Origin of the sequence: Parapusillimonas sp. JC17 (assembly GCF_052180245.1) — a bacterium.
Taxonomy (GTDB): Bacteria; Pseudomonadota; Gammaproteobacteria; order Burkholderiales; family Burkholderiaceae_B; genus Parapusillimonas.
The window spans coordinates 1,804,784-1,823,066 of the sequence record NZ_CP197474.1; the positions used below are offsets into that span (position 1 = coordinate 1,804,784).

Sequence of the window (18,283 nt, forward strand, 5' to 3'; positions counted from 1 at the left end):
AAACGTACAGCCATGCCTTGCGCCCGTCAAGTACGAAACGGCTGGGTGAAATGCGGGGGGATGCCTTGGTCTTTAGCCTGGCAAGCTACTTGCTGTCGTAACGGCTTCGTCACTTCCACGAGTCGAACCTGCATGGCGCGTCTGTCTCGTCTTCCTATCTTTGCCATGGTTCTTTTATACCTGGCGTTATTGCTCGGTTCGGGCGGTACGGCATCGCAAGCCTATGCGCAGTCCGCTCCGGCACAGGACGTCGGCGCAATACTGGACAAGACGCAGTCCTCGGTCACCAACATCCAGGAAAGGCTGAAGCAGAAGCCGCAAGACATCGATGACACGGGCCTGGTTGCAATTCGCGACACCTTGCAGGAAGCGCAATCCGTGGCCGACGACATCGTGGTCAAGCTCGAGCCCGAGTTGGCCAGTGTCGAGGCGCGATTGAAAGAGCTCGGGGTGCCCACCGGCGAAGCTGAGGAGCCGGCCGACATTGCGCAGCAGCGCGCCCAATTGAAGAAGCGGCAGGCTTTGCTTGACTCCCAGATCAAGCTCGCCAAGCTCATGGGAGTGGATGCCAGGCAAGGCCAGGACCAGATTTCCCTATTGCGACGTGCCCGCTTCCAGGCCGAGTTGGGCACGCGATCGCAATCGCTGTTGGTGCCGAGCTTCTGGCGTGATGTCGCGCGTGATGCGCCGCGCGACATGCGCCGCCTGAATGGCTTGCTGAAACAGTTGGGCGCCAACCTTAAAGCCGTGCCGACCCATGTCTGGTCCCTTGCTTTGGGCATGGCATTGCTGCTGCTGATCGTTGGTGAAACGGGAAGGCGAGGCCTGGGCGCCTTCACTGTCAGGCATACGAAGCCGGCGCGCCTGCGCCGCTCCATCTTCGCCTTCTTGACGGTTGTGCTCTACACCGTCGTGCCGGGCTTGCTCGCCACCATCATGCTGTTTGTCATGCGATGGAACGGGGGACTGGATCAGGCCCTGAACAGTTTCCTGGAACAGAGCGCCGCCCTGGTTTACGTTGCGGGATTCGTAGCCGGACTGGGTATGGTGCTTCTTTCACCCGCCCGCCCCAGCTGGCGTCTGCCTGCGCTATCCGATGGACTGGCCAGGAGACTCGCATGGGTGCCCCTGGTGTTTGCCGTCACGATCGTGCTGGCGTGGTCGGCCCAGCGCGCGCTGGACCTGATCAACGCCACGCTGAGCACAACGCTGCTTGTCAACGGCATCATGACGGTGGTGCTCAATATCCTGATCGGCTTTACGGCACTGAGCCTGCGCTCCAGCAGTCAGCACAAGCAAGGGCAATCGGCGCAGGTGGATGAACCGTCGATGGGATCTTCCATGGCCGCATGGGCGAGGGCGATACCATCCGTGCTGGTTGTCGTCGTCTCTGCGAGCCTGGCCGCTTTCCTGCTGGGCTTCATTGCACTGAGCAGTCTGGTCGCCCAGGAAATCATCTGGCTGACTTTGGTCGTCAGCACCGCTTACCTGTTGGTGGTGCTGGTGACCGATGTGTTCGACAGCCTCGTCGCCAGGGTCGAGCAGGAGCAGGCTGCTGATTTACTGGCGGCGCAACAAGCGCGCACCCGTTGCCAGGTGCTGGTGCTGGTGTCCGGCGCGCTGCGGTTGATGCTGATTCTGTTCGCCATCGCGCTCGTACTTTTGCCCTTTGGAGAGGATCCGGGAGATTGGCTGCGACGCCGCCTGGGCTTCCTTCTGGTGGGCTTTCAGATCGGCGAAGCGCAGATAAGACCCGCTTCGATCGCGGTGACCCTCGTCGTTCTGCTGGTCGGTGCCTATTCGGTAAGAGTGATGAGGTCCTGGATATCGGATCAGTTCCTGCCCGTTACGCGGCTGGACGAAAGCATGCGCACTTCCGCGGCGAATCTGCTGGGCTACCTGGGCTACTTCGCCGTCATCATGATAGCCGTCTCGTCGCTAGGCATAGGCCTGGAACGCATGGCCTGGATCGTCAGCGCCTTGTCCGTGGGTATCGGTTTCGGCCTGCAGGCGGTGGTGCAGAACTTCGTATCCGGCGTGATACTGGTGGCGGAGCGGCCCATCAAGGTGGGCGATTGGGTAAGCCTTGATGGGGTAGAGGGCAACGTGCGGAAAATCAGCGCCCGCGCCACGGAAATCGAAATGTTCGACCGTTCGACGATGATTGTTCCCAACTCGGAGTTCATCACCAAGAAAGTTCGCAACGTGACGATGGCCAATCCCTTGGGCGTGGTCACGCTCAAGTTCAACATGCCGCTGGATGTCAATGCCCAGGCGGTGCGCGAGATCATGATGGACGCCATACGCGGGCAGCCGGCCGTGCTGGGCGACCCGGCGCCGTCCGTCACGCTGGAGGCCTTCAGCGAAGCGGCGCTGACGTTTTCAGCCACTTGTTATGTGATCTCGCCCCGCCATGCCGGCAAGGTGCGCAGCGAGCTGATGTTCGAGATACTGGGCGCTTTACGTAAGCGCGACATCAAACTGCATTCATTGCCGCCGGCGGAGCCTGCGGCGTCCGTTCCGACGGGCGCCGCGGCGCCGGCGCCGCCCGATATGCGGGCAGGATAGCCTACATTACAAATCACACGCCCATCGGAAATACGCGATGACTCGGGCTGTCCTTGCGGCGGCGCATTTCTTCCGGATGGTCCAGCCAGTTGACCCCGCGGTTGCTCAGCAGGAACAAATAGACCAGCAGGGAGCCGAAGATCAGAACGGTGACGTAGGTGATGAACAATGGCACCTGACCGCTATGCAGTGCTGCCGAATAAAACACCGGCGCGGTGCCGCCAAAGGCCGAGTTGGCTATTGCGTAGCCGAACCCTACGCCCAGCGCACGTACGTGAGTCGGGAAGAGTTCCGCCTTGACCACGGCATTGATTGACGTATAACCCGTCAGGATTATGAAGCCGAGGGTGAGGATGCCAAACGAGAGCATCGCGTTGGTGGTATGCGGAAGGACCGTGAAGATCACCCAGGTGAACAGCGTGCCGCCCACCCCAAAGAACACCAGAAGCGTGCGTCGTCCGATGCGGTCTGAAATAAAGCCCCCGATGGGCTGCAGCACCATCAGGATGGTCAGTGCGACAAGTGAAATGACGGATCCAGTGACCGGATCGCTTTGCGCGAAGGTTGCTTTGATGATGTTGGGGCCATTGATGGAATAGGCGTAGAAGGCAACCGTTCCGCCCATGGTCACGAGAAAGCAGGCAGCAAGCTCTTTCCAGTAATGGCGCAGCAGTTCAACCATGGATCCCGAGTCTTTGGTTTTCTTGGCTGACTCGATGGCGTCCTGGCTCATGGATTCGTCCATGGTGCGGCGCATCCATAAGACGACGAGGGCGCCGACGCCGCCGATGGCGAATGCAAGGCGCCAGCCCCAATCGCCAATAGCGTCTTTCGAAGTGGACAGCATGAGGGCCAGAAACAGAGCCTGCGCCAGCACGTGTCCGCCCACCAGCGTGACGTAATGAAACGATGCGAGAAAGCCGCGATGCTTGGGAACGGCGGCTTCGCTTAAATAGGTGGCCGACGTGCCGTACTCGCCGCCGGTGGCAAAGCCTTGAAGCAGTCGGCACAGGATCAGGATTACAGCTGCCCACTCGCCAATGGAAAGGCGCGAGGGCGTGAAGGCAATCACGAACGAACACAGCGACATGATGGTCACCGATAGCGCCAGCGCTGCGCGGCGTCCCTTGCGGTCGGCATAACGGCCAAAATACCAGGAACCAACGGGTCGCATCAGGAAGGTAAGGGCAAAAATGGCCCAGATATAGACGTCGGCGTTCTTGTTGTCCGGACTGAAGAAATGGTGCTCGAACGACGCGGCAAAAACCGAGTAGACATAGACGTCGTACCACTCGACGAGATTTCCGGCAGAGCCTTTGATGGTGTTGGAAACCGAGCGGCGTAAGTTGGACGGTGGGTTGGCTGCGTCGATGTCTGCCATATCGCCTTTCAAATTAGAGGGTCTCAAGACTGCTTATGCCAAGACCTTGCGCCGTGAAAGCGTGCGCCAATAAATTGTATAGGCTTAGATGGCGGATGTCATCGATAGCGTTCGCGATCCCGTTCGCGGTAGTAGCGGCCGGTCGAGACCAGGATCTCGAAGTGGTGAAGCACGACTTCCTGGCCGCCCCATCCGATGTTGCATTTTCCGCTTAGAAGCTTGCCCGGATGAATCCCATTGATGTAGTGGGCTCGGCATATGTAGTCGGTCCTGAAATATTCATTTCAACGGTCATTCGGGCGTTTCATGCCGCCAAGAGCCACAGCTTCCGAACGCCGAGACTGTCATTCAAGCGGTCACCAGGCCGGCTCGCAGCCAAGGCCAGCCAGAACCAGCGTGGCATCGTGCCTTTCACGAGGCGCAAAAAAAGCGCCCTCAGGAAGGGCACGCCCTTCTTGGCGATCATGCGCAGCAGCCACTTGATGTTGTAGCCCGCCGCGCACAGCACCGCGTGCAGCCGGTCGCCGTATTCGCCCTTCAAGTGACAGCGGTCCATCCGGTGATCCGCTTTCAGGTGTCCGATGATCGGCTCGATGGCCTGGCGTCGCTTGAGCTGCCGTCTTTCCTGTGCCGTCAAGCGCTTGGGCTTGCCCCGGTGCACCACGCGTACGCCGGGATTCTCGGCATCGACGCCCCGGTAGCCCAGATCAACAAAGACCGTTTCAGGCGCGGCGGCACAGTCCTGCATGAGAATGGTGGCCTGCTCCAGTTGGGAACTCAGCGTGTGGCCATCATACGGATTACGATGAAACGCCCGAGCCCCCACAATCAGGTTGCCTTTGAAGGTGCTGGCAATGCCCACCTTCACGCCAAACTCGTAAGGCCGGCGCGCCTTGCCCTTGCTGATACAGCTGACCTCCGGGGCGTGCCAGGCGTACAGCTTGGGCTGGCCGTCGACAGTCGTGCGCTGGGCACTCTGAGCCCCAATACGCTGGGCCTTGCCCAACACCTCGTCCAGTGCTTCGCGCACGGCCTGCCCCATCGCACTGGCTTTGCGGTCGATCTCGCGGGCCAGCCGCCCGACGATGGTTCGCTGACGTTTGATCGCCCGGCGCATCCGCTTGAACTGGCGTGCATGAGCGAAGCGCCCGGCCTGGCGGCTCAGTTGCTCGCCTTCCTTGGCAAAGGTCTGCTTGAGCGCAATGCCGGCATCCTTGGCTGCTCCCACCAGCTTGATCCGTGCGATCTCCAGCAGCCGGCTGTCCGTCGGGTGGGCGATGGCCTTCTCCTGCACCGTGCTGTCCACGATGACTCGACTGAGCTCCTGCGGCTTGATGAGCTTGAGCTCGACGGCCACATTGATGGTCTGGGCCAGCAACTCTTCTACACCGTCCTCGCCCAGCAGTTTGCGAAACTTCACCAGCGTGGTGGCGTCACAGGGCGGGCGATCCTCGTAGTAGCTCTGCCCCGAAAAGAACTGCCAGCGCGGCGTATCGGCCCAACGGGCCACCACGCCTTCGTCTGATTCGTTGAAGGCATGCTTCAGATACAGCAGCGAAATCATGATCCGCAGAGGCACGCGTGGGCGCCCGGCATGGCTGCGCGACACCTGGCGCTGCACCTTCTCGCCAAACAAATCCAGGTCCGGCATGGCCACGCCGTCGTGCGCCTTGCGCAAGAACCGGTGCGCCACCGCCGCCTCAATCTCCTGCCACGGCATGCGCGAGGCCAGCACTGCCAGCGGATGGCGCAGGTCGATCATTTGGTCGATACGGGCACGGAAAAAGTCATCGGTGGCAGGGCAGGCAAACATCGCAATCAAACTCCCAGAAAACAACCTCTATTGGACAACAAGCCGGGAGTTCCGGGTATCGGAAATTGCCCCAATCATCAGTGTTTATGCGGGTTGCGGGGATTATTCAAGGCCGACTATGTACAACGGAACCCTGCCGTTTTGATCTACGCCGCCTCTAACGGCGTTTGCGGGCAACCGGCCTTTCCAGGGCCGCCATTCGACCCCATCGTGCGCATGGGACGCTGCCGGCAAGGTTAAAGCCGAGCCAAACAGCAGTATTGCCAGGGTCCGTCTCATGTTCGATCCATTTCATGTTGCTTTTCGGGATGATTTGCCAAGATTAGCAGCTATTGGTTACATGTACAAGATCAGAACCTGCGATGCGCAAGGTCAAACACCATTCTGATTCTTCACCATCCATGGCAGAGGCTCCGCCCCGTTAACGGGAAAGAGCCGCCAAAAGCACTAGGCCAATTCCGAAAAGTTGACCTAGTGCTGGATATCCGTCCGCAGAAAGCCGTTCGGCGATCCTCCGCTCGCCACTTCCGACTTCCAGTTCAGGACTAGATGGAGAGTTCTTTTCGGACGATTTCCGCACCTGCACTTAAAGCGGTCAGCTTGCCTCTTGCTACCGCGCGGGATAAAGGAGCCATGCCGCAGTTGGTGCAAGGATAGAGCTTGTCGGCATCTACAAACTGGAGTGCTTTTCGTAAAGTATTGGCTACTTCTTCTGGTGTCTCGATGGTATTGTTTGCCACATCAATGGCTCCTACCATCACTTTCTTACCTCGAATGAGCTCGATGAGATCCATTGGAACACGAGAGTTGTGGCATTCCAGGGAGATTATGTCGATATTTGATTTTTGCAGCTTGGGAAATGCTTCTTCATATTGTCGCCATTCCGACCCAAGAGTGTTTTTCCAATCTATGTTGGCTTTAATGCCATAGCCATAGCAAATATGCACGGCAGTTTCACACTTAAGGCCTTCAATTGCCTTTTCTAAAGTGGCAATTCCCCAGTCGTTCACTTCATCAAAGAAAACATTGAATGCGGGCTCATCAAACTGGATGATGTCAACACCGGCAGCCTCCAATTCTTTGGCTTCCTGATTGAGAATTTTTGCGAATTCCCAAGCTAGCTTTTCACGGCTTTTATAATGGGCATCGTAAAGCGTATCGATCATGGTCATAGGACCAGGAAGAGCCCATTTTATGGGTTGTTTGGTTTGCTGGCGTAAAAACTTGGCATCTTCGACAAAAACAGGCTTTTGGCGAGTGACGGAACCAACGACCGTCGGCACGCTTGCATCATAGCGATCACGAATCCTGACGGTCTCACGTTTCTCAAAATCTACTCCGTCGAGGTGTTCAATAAATGTGGTGACAAAATGCTGACGCGTTTGTTCACCATCACTGACGATATCAATGCCTGCTTGTTGTTGTTCTTGCAGTGACAAACGTAAAGCATCTTGTTTTCCTTCAACCAACCCTTCATCTTGCAATTTCCAAGGTGACCAAAGCGTCTCGGGTTGTGCAAGCCAAGAGGGTTTAGGCAGGCTGCCGGCAGTTGAAGTAGGTAACAGTTTTTTCATAATGGATGATCTTGTGTTTTGAGTTAATCAAACAGCGTAGCTTGCAGACCACTGCTCAAGAATGGCCTGGTATGGTTTGATGAAGTGTTCCTCGGCAAATTTCCCCTGCTCGATGGCTAATTGGCTACGCTCTTCTCGATCATATACGATTCGAGTTAATGAATAATCCTGGTGCTTCAAGCTCGGCTGATAGGATTTGCCTGCCGCAGAATTCGCATTGTAAATCTCAGGCCGGTAAATTTTTTGAAAGGTATCCATTGTGCTGATGGTACTGATAAGCTCGAGATTAGTGTAATCACTAAGCAAGTCGCCGGAAAAATAAAAAGCCAAAGGCGCAACACTATTTGGAGGCATGAAATAGCGAGCCCGCAATCCCATTTTTTTGAAATATTCATCAGTTAAAGAATATTCATCCTGCTGGTATTCAACACCCAGTATAGGGTGCCGATTTTCAGTCCGGTGATAGGTCTTGCTGCTCGAGACACTTAGGCATATGACAGGCGGCTTACTAAAGTTGTCTCTGTAAGCGTTTGAATTAACGAAGCAATTAAACAGCTTTCCATGCAAATCACCGAAATTTTCCGGAATGCTAAATTCGGCTTGATCCTTATTATGGTTCAGCAGCAGCACGCTGAAATCATAATCTCGCAAATAAGACGAAAAGTTATTTCCTACAATGCCCTCGATGCGTTCATTCGTTTTTCGATCAATAATGCTGGTTTTCAATATTTCAATCAAGGGCAGGGCATTACCGCCGCTTTCAACATCAATATTCATCTCAACGGAGATGATTTTAAGTTCTATAGCATAACGATCGCCTTTAGGGTTGTCCCAATGTGCCAGGGCATTAAAACGGTTGTCGATCATGGTTAGGGCTGCACGCAAGTTCTCTTGGCGATTCTTTCCTCTGGCCAAATTGGCAAAGTTGGTAGTGACGCGCGTATTTTCAGAAGGCTGATAATTCTCATCAAAACAGATGCTCTTGACGGCAAATGTGAAATCTTTATTCATGGTGATCTGTTGCCCTGCCTTCTACGATAAAGCCGAAACTTCTTTAGGTTTCCCTGTTTTTCTGGCTGTCTTGGTCAGCAATATTCATATTTTCAGAGTTAATCAAAAATTTTATACCGCGTCGATGATTGATTAAAAATGATTTGATTTCATTGAACGATTAGTTGTGCTCATGATTGATGGCCTGCCCATGGCGAGGTTGCCCGCGCGCACCTGGCTCGAGAGTGGATTGACGGTAGCACAAGCTGGCGCAGCTCAAGCATGCCCGACAACAACGCTTGGCGAAAGATGGCGCCACACGGGAGCGCTACCTGTTTCGCCTGCGCAATGGCATCAGATGCCACACGACACAGCCAATAGCACCGCCGCTGTACTGAATGAGGACGGCGGCACGCACTGGTGGACGCGATTCGGCAGCCAGGCGCTGACGGCGGCAATCGAGCAGGTATTGACGGGTAATTAGGACATCGCCGCCTCCGCCGCGCGGCTGGAGCAAGCCTGGGCATTGGCGCGCATGGTTAGGGCGTCGCGCTGACCCGAGGTCACCGCCGGGCTGGACGTCTCGCGCGAAGGGCGTATGGGTGGGCAGACGCCAACCAGCGGTTCGCGCTTCGCACTGGGACTGACCGCCAGTTACGAAGCCGATCTTTGGGACCGCTTGCGGGCCGAGCGCGAATCGGCCACGTTCACCGCCTTGGCCAGCGAACTGGATGCCCGCACCGTCGCACTGACAGTCAGCGCCGAGACGGCGGCGGCATGGGTCTCCTTGCAGAGCCTGCGTCAGCGGTCGGCCATCGCCCAGTCTGATCTGGACAGCGCCCAGCGCTTGTCGGCCTGGGTGTGTACCCGTGTAGAGGCGGGTTCGGAATCGCAACTGGTCCTGGCCCAGCAGGAAACCCTGGTGGCCAATCAGCGCGGGCATCTGGCCGCCTTGCGCCAGCAGGCGGCGCAAGCCGAAATGCTGCTCGCGTTGTGGATGGGGCAGGCGGATGTGCAGGCAAGCGGCCCGGACTCTGGGCCGGTGAGTCTGGCCCAATTGAGCATTCCCGACTTGGCGCCGGGCCTGCCTTCCGATCTGCTTACACGGCGCCCCGACATTCGATCCGCCGAAGCACGGCTGCAAGCGGCTGACGGAAATGTGGCGGCGGCCCGCGCAGCCATGTTTCCCAACCTGATGTTCATGGCCACAGCGGGTGGCGCGGATGGGCGATTTGCTCACATGCTTGCCAATCCCGTCTATTCCGTGGCGGGCGGGTTGCTGGCACCCATCTTCAACGCCGGACGCCTGGCGGCGGGGCATGACTTCGCACTCGCACAGCGCCGGGAACTGCTCGCCCATTACCGGCAATCCATCCTGAGTAGGTTTGCAAATGTGCAGATGTCGCTGGACGCCGTGAACGGTACTCAGGCGCAATGGGAAGCGCAAGCAGAAGCGCTGGCGCAGGCGAATCGGGCTTTTGCGCTCGCTGAAGCCCGTTATAGCGAAGCTGCCGAGACCGTGCTGACTTTGCTCGATGCCCAGCACAGCCTTTATGCCGCGCAGGACGCCGCCGTGCGGCGCCAGGCCGAGCGGTTATTGGCGGCGGTGGGTTTGTACCGCGCCCTGGGGGGAGGCTGACATGCCGTGGAACAATCGTGAATTTCATGAACCGACGAGCAAGGAATCACCAAGCGAGCGGCACACACTGCTTTCCCTGTAGCGCATGCGTTCTATCGCATCGTCGACGTGATCCGCATCACGGCGCTCAGTCGCGCGACGATTTATCGGCGAATAGCAGAGGGGCGCTTTCCGCGTCCAGTCAACTTGGGCGGTCACGCATGCGGTTGGACGCCGACGGCCTTAAACGAGCGGATAGGGAATCCTCAGGAGGTACAGGAACGAGGAGTACGAAATCGTTAGATAGAAATACCCTCCTTGCTTGGTTGGTATGCACATATAATGTGTTGTGAAAGGTGCGCATGTCAGCGCTATTGAACAGTGAGAGTGTCATGTTGACCGTCAACCGTCCCCGCAGTGCGCCCAGGCGTGCTACGAATGTGTCACTGCCCGAGGACCTCCTCTCCGAGGCAAAGGCCTTGCAAATTAATATCTCGCAGGCCGCTGAAGCAGGTGTTGCCCAGGCCATCGCACGCACGCGTAGCGAGCGCTGGCTTGCTGAGAACAAGGAAGCCATTGAGAGCTCCAACGCTTTTGTCGAAAAACACGGCCTTCCACTGGCAAAGTACCGGATGTTCTGATGAGCCGCTACGACGTTTACGCGAACCCGTCAGGCCATGGGTATCTTCTTGATGTCCAGGCGGACATTCTGCAGCCGCTAAATACTAGGGCTGTTGTGCCCCTGGTGCCCCTGAGTGAAGGGCCCAAGCCGGCGAAGACACTTAATCCTGTTTTCGACATAGATGGTGAGCTACATGCGATGATTACGCAATACATCGCAGCAGTTCCGGTCAGCGAACTACAGAACCCCGTATGCAGTCTCCGACAGTTGCACGACGATATTGTGGGTGCCATTGACTTTTTGTTTCATGGATTCTAACTCGTCAAACCGGGAGGCCATGTGTGTTTCGATATCGCAAAAAAACTGCCCCGAACCTTGCGGTGTCGGGGCAGCTTGTATTCCTTGGTGGCGCATCCCTGAGATTTCACCAAAAAAATAAAATCTCTTTGCCATCAACACCTTAGCCTCGGTGCGAGTCGGATTGATAAAAAATACTGACACACCAAGGTACCACGTTCACCACCAAAAAGCATCTTCAAACAAGGTTCAGCATAAACCGTGCTACGTGTTCAGTATGGGAAGGTTCATCAAGAACATCCAGCCAGGTTGTGAGCACACGCACACGATCAGCACGATCCATACCCTGCAACTCTTCCAACGGCTCACCAACGTTTCCTACAAGCAGTTGTGAGAGCATAAAAGCTGCATTCTGGTAAAGCTCAATGTTTGGTAGTTCTTCAATGGCCTCACGGTTGAACATCCCTTCAAGCTGTTCAGCAGGAAAGTTGATGAAGTGTGTTCCGTGTTCAAGAAATTCGTTGAGTGTCATAGTGCCTCGCAGGAAAACCAAAAATCCTACCACAGCAACGCCAACCCGTTAGGGTAAGGGGCACCGTCCCCTTTACTCTCCCGAAGGATAACCAACGACGAGATTAAACATTTCCCATTGACTTCAAAACAATGTCACGTAATGCGTTAAGCATTTCTTTCTTTGGTTTGCCTTTTGAAGAATTAAACGCTTGTGCAATTCTATCTTTATTGTGAAATCTTTGATCAGGTGACTTCATAACATCAGCAGTAAATTCCTCTATGCTGTTGTATGTGTCAGGAACAACATTTTTTTGTTCTTGTATTGGTTTATATTCTTTATCATTAGATACATTAGGATCTAAATTGTTTGCGCTTTGAGAAATGCTATTAACCACATTAGGATCTACATTTTTTTGTTCAGTGTTCAATAGTTCTTGTACAATTTTATCAATCCTCTGCTCTATCTCACCATCTTCACGCCATTTCTTTGACGCTAAACTAAGCATACGCCCATTAGTAATTTGATCTCCTTTTAGATCCAATATTCTATTAACCTCGTTAGCAACACCGTCCCAAGTAAAACCTAATTTTTTCAGTGCAAGAATATAAACGCAGTTTATGTCAAGCACACTTTTTTTACTGTTCCTTTGATTGTCTAATGATGCTTTTAATTCGATCATCCATTGGGCATGTGTAGTTCCTTTTGTAGTAGATTGTGTAGTGCTTTGTGCAGTGCTTTTGTTTATTGTTTTATTGTTCATAAATCACCCCTTTGTAGTTCATACAATAAACATAACGCATGGAAAAACAATGTCAACTTTTGCCAGATTTTAATTATTGAAGACCCCGTTACTCTTATAGGTTTGTTGACATTCAAAATCTATCAATTATGATTAAAATAAGAATCTAAGCAAGGTCACTCCTTATATACCCACTTCGGGGTATAACGGAGCCTTGTAAGGGCTAAGCCCTTAACCCATATGGGGCGAGCCCCAACCCCCCTGAAAACCTCGCTTACTTTCTTCTAAAAAATAATAATTAGAGAGGAAGAAATGAGAAATCATAATAAGAAAAAACATCTCTGGGTTTCAGAGGAACAAGACAATAAATTAACCAAACTAAAAAATGAACTTGGCTTAAATGCCAGTGATGTTTTTAGAATGGCAATTGATAAAGACTACCCCTATATAAATCTCTACTATGCAATTTCAGCAGAACTAAAAAAGCAGGGAACGAATATTAATCAAATAGCAAAGCGATCTAACACAAACAGGAAAGTCGATGAGCAAATCCTGAAAGAAATTCAAGAGATAAAAACCAATCAGCAAGCCATTCTAAAAACATTGAGGAATAGCTATGATAATTAGAATCTTTTCTACCAAGGGAGGTGCAACATCAGCAGTAAATTATTTTCTTTCAAAGAAAGATCACAAAGGTAATTTGCGTGAAGTTAAACCGGAGATTTTAAGAGGTGATGCCCAATACACAAAAGACCTCGATGGTTTAACGAAAAAGTATGCTCATCAAATCGTGTCTGGTGTCATTGCTTTTAGGGACAATGAAACATTAACCCCAGAACAAAAAGAAAAATTATTAGACGATTTTGAGGATACTTTCATCGGTTCAGAAATGAAAGAAAAAGTGAACTCCTTTTTTGTAGAGCATTACGATAAAGGTAATTTAGAAATTCACTTTGTGATCAACCGTGTTGCCATAATGGAAAATGGTAAGCACAAGCACTTCAACCCATTTCCACCTGGTCACGAAAAATTGGCTAATAGTTTTGTTGCGCTGAAAAATGAAGAATATGGATTTGAACAAGTAGAAGAAAAAACCATTCTAAAAACCAAATACACAGGAGCAGAAAGAAAAGCAATCAGAGCAGGTAAGCACGGCTTTGAAAACCTAAAAACAAAATTCGAGCTTGATAAAGCGATGAGAGAGATGGTTAAAAGTGGTGAAGTAAAAAACAGAGAGGAACTAATAGACATTCTAAAAAGTAGTGGGCACACTCTTTCCAGAATTGGTGATGACTATATAAGCATTAAGAATGACAATGGTAGAAATATGAGGTTCCGAGGTGGGATCTATGCTCATAACAATGGGAAAGACTATCAAAACATCATCGATCTATTCAAAGAAAAAAACAAAAGTAAAACGTATTGTAGAGAATCAACTCTGAAAACATATAACGAGGAACTATCAAAGCGTGTTTCTTTTAATTCAAAACGCTATCAGGTCAATGATGATTCATTTGGTTACCGTCCAGCCCCCACAGTGAAGGTAGATAACAGCCCTGCATCTAGTGTTCTCAAGTTTTCGTTCAATAACATACCCGCCGTTGATCCCAAGAAGTGGGCTGAAATAAAAGAAAATGCCAGAATACCAAGCAAAGGTAGGAATTACCCTGTAATGAGAAGTTCAGCACAAGAAAGATTGAGTGATGCTTTATCAGATTTAGCTAATGCCAGAACACCAACAGAAACAGCAAAAGCACAAAAAGCTGTTGCCATTGCTAAAGCATTATTAGAAAGAGAAAATGCAGAGAATAAATTAAGGTTAGACAGAAGCTATCAAGCAACAACACCCAAACTACATTAAGGGCCGAACCCTTAATAATCCCATTCCAAACCAAATAAGAAAACCAGCTTATCGCTGGCTTCCTTATTTGATTCGGTTTGTTGAAAATATATGTCAGTTTGAATCTAATTAAATTGTTTATTAAGATCCATTATTTTTTGTTTAAAATTAAACTTGTGTATATTAATTCACGTAATTGGGATAAATTGGAATGCTAAATTTTGAGGAAAAATCACAACCTGATAGCTCTGAACTATAAGTAACTTTGCCATCAGACCAAACATATCTGAATTTATAGGTTTTCTGTGCATAAGGCTCTCCATTATTAGGGTTGCACCAAAATCCAGCTTTTGTCCCAGTTATTTCTCTATAAGCAGTCCATGTTACTTCTGCTACGCAAGTATTAGTTTTGACAGCCCAAGTTCCATAAGTAGGATTGGTAACACCATAATACTTTGTAACTGTTCGTTCTTCTGTAATTGAGCCTATTTGATTTGAGGAGCAATTTAATATTCTCGTTTCTTTTGTTATCGTAGGACTTGGTGTATAACAAGTATTAGTTTTATCAGTCCAACCTCCTATAGTTGGGTTTTCAACTCCATAATAAGTCGTAATAGATCTTTGTTGTATTCTGGTTCCCATTTGTGTAGAAGAACATCCTACATTTCTTTCTTCATAAGTCACAACAGCAGGTGGTGTATAACAAGTATTAGATGTATTAGCCCATTCACCATAAGAAGGAGTTCCACGCGTGGGAGTCATCACATCTCTTTCTTGTGTAATTTCTCCCATTTGAGTTGAACCACAACTCACAGTTTGAGTCTCTTTACTTAATGTTGGTGGTTGCTGTTGTTGGCACCCTGTAGGCATATATTTTTCTTCCAATGTGCCTTCACAATCCCATTTTAAGTTCTCACTTTCAGTGGGCCAGGGAAAGAGAGATAAAAACCTACCTTGTGCATCGGAGTGAGCATTAGGCCCAAAAATTGTTCTTATCTCACCTTCCTCGTGAATTTCTGTTGTGCTGATCAAGCTACCTGTAGCGCCATTAAATCCAAGATCCTCATTGCTTTCAGGAAATTCACCGTGATTAGAATAATATTCTGCGACTTGAACTTTAGCACCAGAAGCTAATGAAAGTCCTTCAGTGACCTGTGAACGAATGGTGTAATCTTGATATGCTGGAACAGCAACGGCGCCCAGTATGCCAATAATAACCACTGTCACCATTAGTTCTATGAGTGTGAAACCTTTGTTATTTATTTTCATTTTGGTTTTCCTTTGTTATTGTTGTACTTATAGAATATTTGAAAATTTACCATTGTCAATATTCTTTCCGTTTATCAAAAAAACCCGATACAAGATCGGGTTTCTTTTTACTGCAACAATAACAAGGACAACAATTAAATCTTATTGAAAATAAATCACTTGTCAATAAGGTTTGACAATTTCTGAAAATCAATTATAAATAAAACAGAAAAGAAAAAAGACCCAATCGCAAAATTGAGTCTTTTAGTAAAACGGTTGAAGATTGGCAAGCCTTTAACCAGAAAGTGATACTATTATTAATGAAATTAATGTAAATGTCAATAGTCTGGTAAATCAAAAATCTTCAATCTAATAAAAATAATTAGAAATTGGAGATTTTATGATTGAGCAGTTTATAGAAAGCCTACCAGAAAAAGTAAGATGCACAGATAGCTTTGAAAATGGAACAAAGCACAGGAAGAAAGATAAAGCCTTATCTTTCCCCTACATTGAACACAATCAGCTATACAAGAAGTACATTGCCATTGACGTAGATAAGCCAGAGAGTGCTTTTTTATGGGAAAAGCACGGACTACCACCACCAACCTTCATTGTCGTAAATCCAAAGAACAGCCATTGCCATTATTTGTGGCAATTGAGAGCACCAGTAATTTACACAGAAGGTGGAAGAAGGAAACCACAACAATTCTATGAGAACGTGGATTGTAGCCTTACCAGGTCACTACCTGGTGCAGATCCAGCCTATGTAGTCGGTCCTGAAATATTCATTTCAACGGTCATTCGGGCGTTTCATGCCGCCAAGAGCCACAGCTTCCGAACGCCGAGACTGTCATTCAAGCGGTCACCAGGCCGGCTCGCAGCCAAGGCCAGCCAGAACCAGCGTGGCATCGTGCCTTTCACGAGGCGCAAAAAAAGCGCCCTCAGGAAGGGCACGCCCTTCTTGGCGATCATGCGCAGCAGCCACTTGATGTTGTAGCCCGCCGCGCACAGCACCGCGTGCAGCCGGTCGCCGTATTCGCCCTTCAAGTGACAGCGGTCCATCCGGTGATCCGCTTTCAGGTGTCCGATGATCGGCTCGATGGCCTGGCGTCGCTTGAGCTGCCGTCTTTCCTGTGCCGTCAAGCGCTTGGGCTTGCCCCGGTGCACCACGCGTACGCCGGGATTCTCGGCATCGACGCCCCGGTAGCCCAGATCAACAAAGACCGTTTCAGGCGCGGCGGCACAGTCCTGCATGAGAATGGTGGCCTGCTCCAGTTGGGAACTCAGCGTGTGGCCATCATACGGATTACGATGAAACGCCCGAGCCCCCACAATCAGGTTGCCTTTGAAGGTGCTGGCAATGCCCACCTTCACGCCAAACTCGTAAGGCCGGCGCGCCTTGCCCTTGCTGATACAGCTGACCTCCGGGGCGTGCCAGGCGTACAGCTTGGGCTGGCCGTCGACAGTCGTGCGCTGGGCACTCTGAGCCCCAATACGCTGGGCCTTGCCCAACACCTCGTCCAGTGCTTCGCGCACGGCCTGCCCCATCGCACTGGCTTTGCGGTCGATCTCGCGGGCCAGCCGCCCGACGATGGTTCGCTGACGTTTGATCGCCCGGCGCATCCGCTTGAACTGGCGTGCATGAGCGAAGCGCCCGGCCTGGCGGCTCAGTTGCTCGCCTTCCTTGGCAAAGGTCTGCTTGAGCGCAATGCCGGCATCCTTGGCTGCTCCCACCAGCTTGATCCGTGCGATCTCCAGCAGCCGGCTGTCCGTCGGGTGGGCGATGGCCTTCTCCTGCACCGTGCTGTCCACGATGACTCGACTGAGCTCCTGCGGCTTGATGAGCTTGAGCTCGACGGCCACATTGATGGTCTGGGCCAGCAACTCTTCTACACCGTCCTCGCCCAGCAGTTTGCGAAACTTCACCAGCGTGGTGGCGTCACAGGGCGGGCGATCCTCGTAGTAGCTCTGCCCCGAAAAGAACTGCCAGCGCGGCGTATCGGCCCAACGGGCCACCACGCCTTCGTCTGATTCGTTGAAGGCATGCTTCAGATACAGCAGCGAAATCATGATCCGCAGAGGCACGCGTGGGCGCCCGGCATGGCTGCGCGACACCTGGCGCTGCACCTTCTCGCCAAACAAATCCAGGTCCGGCATGGCCACGCCGTCGTGCGCCTTGCGCAAGAACCGGTGCGCCACCGCCGCCTCAATCTCCTGCCACGGCATGCGCGAGGCCAGCACTGCCAGCGGATGGCGCAGGTCGATCATTTGGTCGATACGGGCACGGAAAAAGTCATCGGTGGCAGGGCAGGCAAACATCGCAATCAAACTCCCAGAAAACAACCTCTATTGGACAACAAGCCGGGAGTTCCGGGTATCGGAAATTGCCCCAATCATCAGTGTTTATGCGGGTTGCGGGGATTATTCAAGGCCGACTATGTAGGCAAGTTCATAAAGAACCCGTTGTCGAGCTTCTGGAAGACCATACGCCACAATGCTGAATATGACCTTGAAGACTTCAAAGAATACATCGATACCACACCCATCAGAAAGCGTCAGAACCTTGTGTGGGATGCTTTAGGTAGGAACAGCACTCTGTTTAACAATCTTCGTTTCTGGGCTTATCCCACAGTCAAACACTACCTAAATAATCACGCAGGCTTCATATCAGCAGTTGAAGAACAAGCATTTGAAATCAACAGCCAATTTATTTCCCAATCTGATAAAGGCTCATTGCTTCATAAAGAAGTGCTTTCAACAGCAACCTCTGTAAGTGGCTACACTTGGAGGAACAGGTATGGTGATTTTAGAAGAAAAGGAATTATGCAACTTCCTGAAGATATGCCACAAAAACAAAAGGAATCTTTGGGAGCTTGCTACACCAATAAAGTAAGAAGCCAATCAGTTAAAGAAAAGATTGTTCAAGCTGTAGCAGAGTTAAAGGCGCAAGGAACACCAATCACCCAAAAGTCTGTTTCTATTCGTGCTGAATGCTCTATTGACAGTGTAAAGAGAAGTTGGAATGAAGTGGGAAAACAATTTAACTTGTACGCTTAATTACTTAGTTGTGATTTTCTAC

At 51.3% G+C, this 18,283-nt stretch carries 18 protein-coding genes and 1 pseudogene; 10 read left to right on the plus strand and 9 right to left on the minus strand.

Features of this window, described 5'->3' with window-relative positions; all coding sequences use genetic code 11:
- Positions 1-132 precede the first annotated feature (132 nt).
- The gene (locus tag ACSBPU_RS08735) at positions 133-2,568 is read left to right on the plus strand and encodes a DUF3772 domain-containing protein (RefSeq protein ID WP_442597312.1); all 2,436 of its coding nucleotides are present in this window, start codon (positions 133-135) and stop codon (positions 2,566-2,568) included.
- Between the two features lie 13 nt (positions 2,569-2,581).
- Here ACSBPU_RS08735 and ACSBPU_RS08740 read toward each other — a convergent pair whose 3' ends face one another.
- The 5 genes from ACSBPU_RS08740 to ACSBPU_RS08760 all read right to left on the minus strand — a co-directional run bounded on the left by ACSBPU_RS08740 (position 2,582) and on the right by ACSBPU_RS08760 (position 8,347).
- Complete coding sequence (locus ACSBPU_RS08740; protein WP_442597314.1) at positions 2,582-3,949, minus strand: MFS transporter; 1,368 nt, start codon at positions 3,947-3,949, stop codon at positions 2,582-2,584.
- A 98-nt stretch (positions 3,950-4,047) separates the two neighbouring features.
- Entirely contained in the window at positions 4,048-4,209 is a 162-nt protein-coding gene (locus ACSBPU_RS08745; RefSeq protein ID WP_442598277.1) for a DM9 repeat-containing protein, read from the minus strand.
- A gap of 44 nt (positions 4,210-4,253) precedes the next feature.
- Positions 4,254-5,762 carry an IS5 family transposase gene (locus ACSBPU_RS08750; protein ID WP_442593432.1) on the minus strand — a complete coding sequence of 503 codons (1,509 nt, stop codon included), beginning with the start codon at positions 5,760-5,762 and terminating at the stop codon, positions 4,254-4,256.
- 545 nt (positions 5,763-6,307) lie between these two features.
- Positions 6,308-7,336, minus strand: a complete 1,029-nt coding sequence (locus tag ACSBPU_RS08755) for a methionine synthase (protein WP_442597316.1) — start codon at positions 7,334-7,336, stop codon at positions 6,308-6,310.
- Between the two features lie 27 nt (positions 7,337-7,363).
- The gene (locus ACSBPU_RS08760) at positions 7,364-8,347 is read right to left on the minus strand and encodes a DUF1852 domain-containing protein (RefSeq protein ID WP_442597318.1); all 984 of its coding nucleotides are present in this window, start codon (positions 8,345-8,347) and stop codon (positions 7,364-7,366) included.
- A 337-nt stretch (positions 8,348-8,684) separates the two neighbouring features.
- Between ACSBPU_RS08760 and ACSBPU_RS08765 the strand changes: the two genes are divergently transcribed.
- The 5 genes from ACSBPU_RS08765 (at position 8,685) to ACSBPU_RS08785 (ending at position 10,884) form a co-directional block, all read left to right on the plus strand.
- Complete coding sequence (locus ACSBPU_RS08765) at positions 8,685-8,810, plus strand: hypothetical protein (protein WP_442597320.1); 126 nt, start codon at positions 8,685-8,687, stop codon at positions 8,808-8,810.
- Between the two features lie 90 nt (positions 8,811-8,900).
- Entirely contained in the window at positions 8,901-9,965 is a 1,065-nt protein-coding gene (locus tag ACSBPU_RS08770; protein ID WP_442598279.1) for an efflux transporter outer membrane subunit, read from the plus strand.
- Between the two features lie 99 nt (positions 9,966-10,064).
- Positions 10,065-10,247: an AlpA family phage regulatory protein gene (locus ACSBPU_RS08775; RefSeq protein WP_442598281.1), complete on the plus strand. Its 183-nt coding sequence runs from the start codon at positions 10,065-10,067 to the stop codon at positions 10,245-10,247.
- 89 nt (positions 10,248-10,336) lie between these two features.
- Positions 10,337-10,585, plus strand: a complete 249-nt coding sequence (locus tag ACSBPU_RS08780; RefSeq protein ID WP_442597321.1) for a type II toxin-antitoxin system CcdA family antitoxin — start codon at positions 10,337-10,339, stop codon at positions 10,583-10,585.
- A complete protein-coding gene (locus ACSBPU_RS08785) occupies positions 10,585-10,884 on the plus strand; it encodes a CcdB family protein (protein ID WP_442597323.1) in 300 nt (99 codons plus the stop codon). The genes ACSBPU_RS08780 and ACSBPU_RS08785 overlap by 1 nt, the downstream gene beginning before the upstream one ends.
- Before the next feature lie 217 nt (positions 10,885-11,101).
- Here the strand turns inward: ACSBPU_RS08785 and ACSBPU_RS08790 are convergent, their stop codons facing one another.
- A complete protein-coding gene (locus ACSBPU_RS08790) occupies positions 11,102-11,395 on the minus strand; it encodes a hypothetical protein (protein ID WP_442597325.1) in 294 nt (97 codons plus the stop codon).
- Positions 11,396-11,498: 103 nt separating this feature from the next.
- Positions 11,499-12,137: a hypothetical protein gene (locus tag ACSBPU_RS08795; protein WP_442597327.1), complete on the minus strand. Its 639-nt coding sequence runs from the start codon at positions 12,135-12,137 to the stop codon at positions 11,499-11,501.
- A gap of 291 nt (positions 12,138-12,428) precedes the next feature.
- Here ACSBPU_RS08795 and mobC point away from each other — a divergent pair, with 291 nt between their 5' ends.
- Both mobC and ACSBPU_RS08805 read left to right on the plus strand, forming a co-directional pair.
- Positions 12,429-12,743 (plus strand): plasmid mobilization relaxosome protein MobC, encoded by a 315-nt coding sequence (gene mobC, locus ACSBPU_RS08800; RefSeq protein ID WP_442597329.1) that lies wholly within the window; start codon positions 12,429-12,431, stop codon positions 12,741-12,743.
- Positions 12,733-13,977 (plus strand): relaxase/mobilization nuclease domain-containing protein, encoded by a 1,245-nt coding sequence (locus ACSBPU_RS08805; protein ID WP_442597331.1) that lies wholly within the window; start codon positions 12,733-12,735, stop codon positions 13,975-13,977. The genes mobC and ACSBPU_RS08805 overlap by 11 nt, the downstream gene beginning before the upstream one ends.
- A gap of 162 nt (positions 13,978-14,139) precedes the next feature.
- Here ACSBPU_RS08805 and ACSBPU_RS08810 read toward each other — a convergent pair whose 3' ends face one another.
- Positions 14,140-15,225 (minus strand): pilin, encoded by a 1,086-nt coding sequence (locus ACSBPU_RS08810; RefSeq protein ID WP_442597333.1) that lies wholly within the window; start codon positions 15,223-15,225, stop codon positions 14,140-14,142.
- 379 nt (positions 15,226-15,604) lie between these two features.
- Here ACSBPU_RS08810 and ACSBPU_RS08815 point away from each other — a divergent pair.
- A pseudogene (locus ACSBPU_RS08815) lies at positions 15,605-15,910 on the plus strand (replication initiation protein); the annotation flags it as partial.
- Between the two features lie 104 nt (positions 15,911-16,014).
- On the opposite strand, the gene ACSBPU_RS08820 reads toward ACSBPU_RS08815, so the two are convergent.
- Positions 16,015-17,523: an IS5 family transposase gene (locus ACSBPU_RS08820; RefSeq protein ID WP_442593432.1), complete on the minus strand. Its 1,509-nt coding sequence runs from the start codon at positions 17,521-17,523 to the stop codon at positions 16,015-16,017.
- On the opposite strand from ACSBPU_RS08820, the gene ACSBPU_RS08825 reads away from it, so the two are divergent.
- Complete coding sequence (locus tag ACSBPU_RS08825) at positions 17,455-18,261, plus strand: hypothetical protein (protein ID WP_442598562.1); 807 nt, start codon at positions 17,455-17,457, stop codon at positions 18,259-18,261. The genes ACSBPU_RS08820 and ACSBPU_RS08825 overlap by 69 nt on opposite strands.
- The last annotated feature ends 22 nt before the right edge of the window (positions 18,262-18,283 follow it).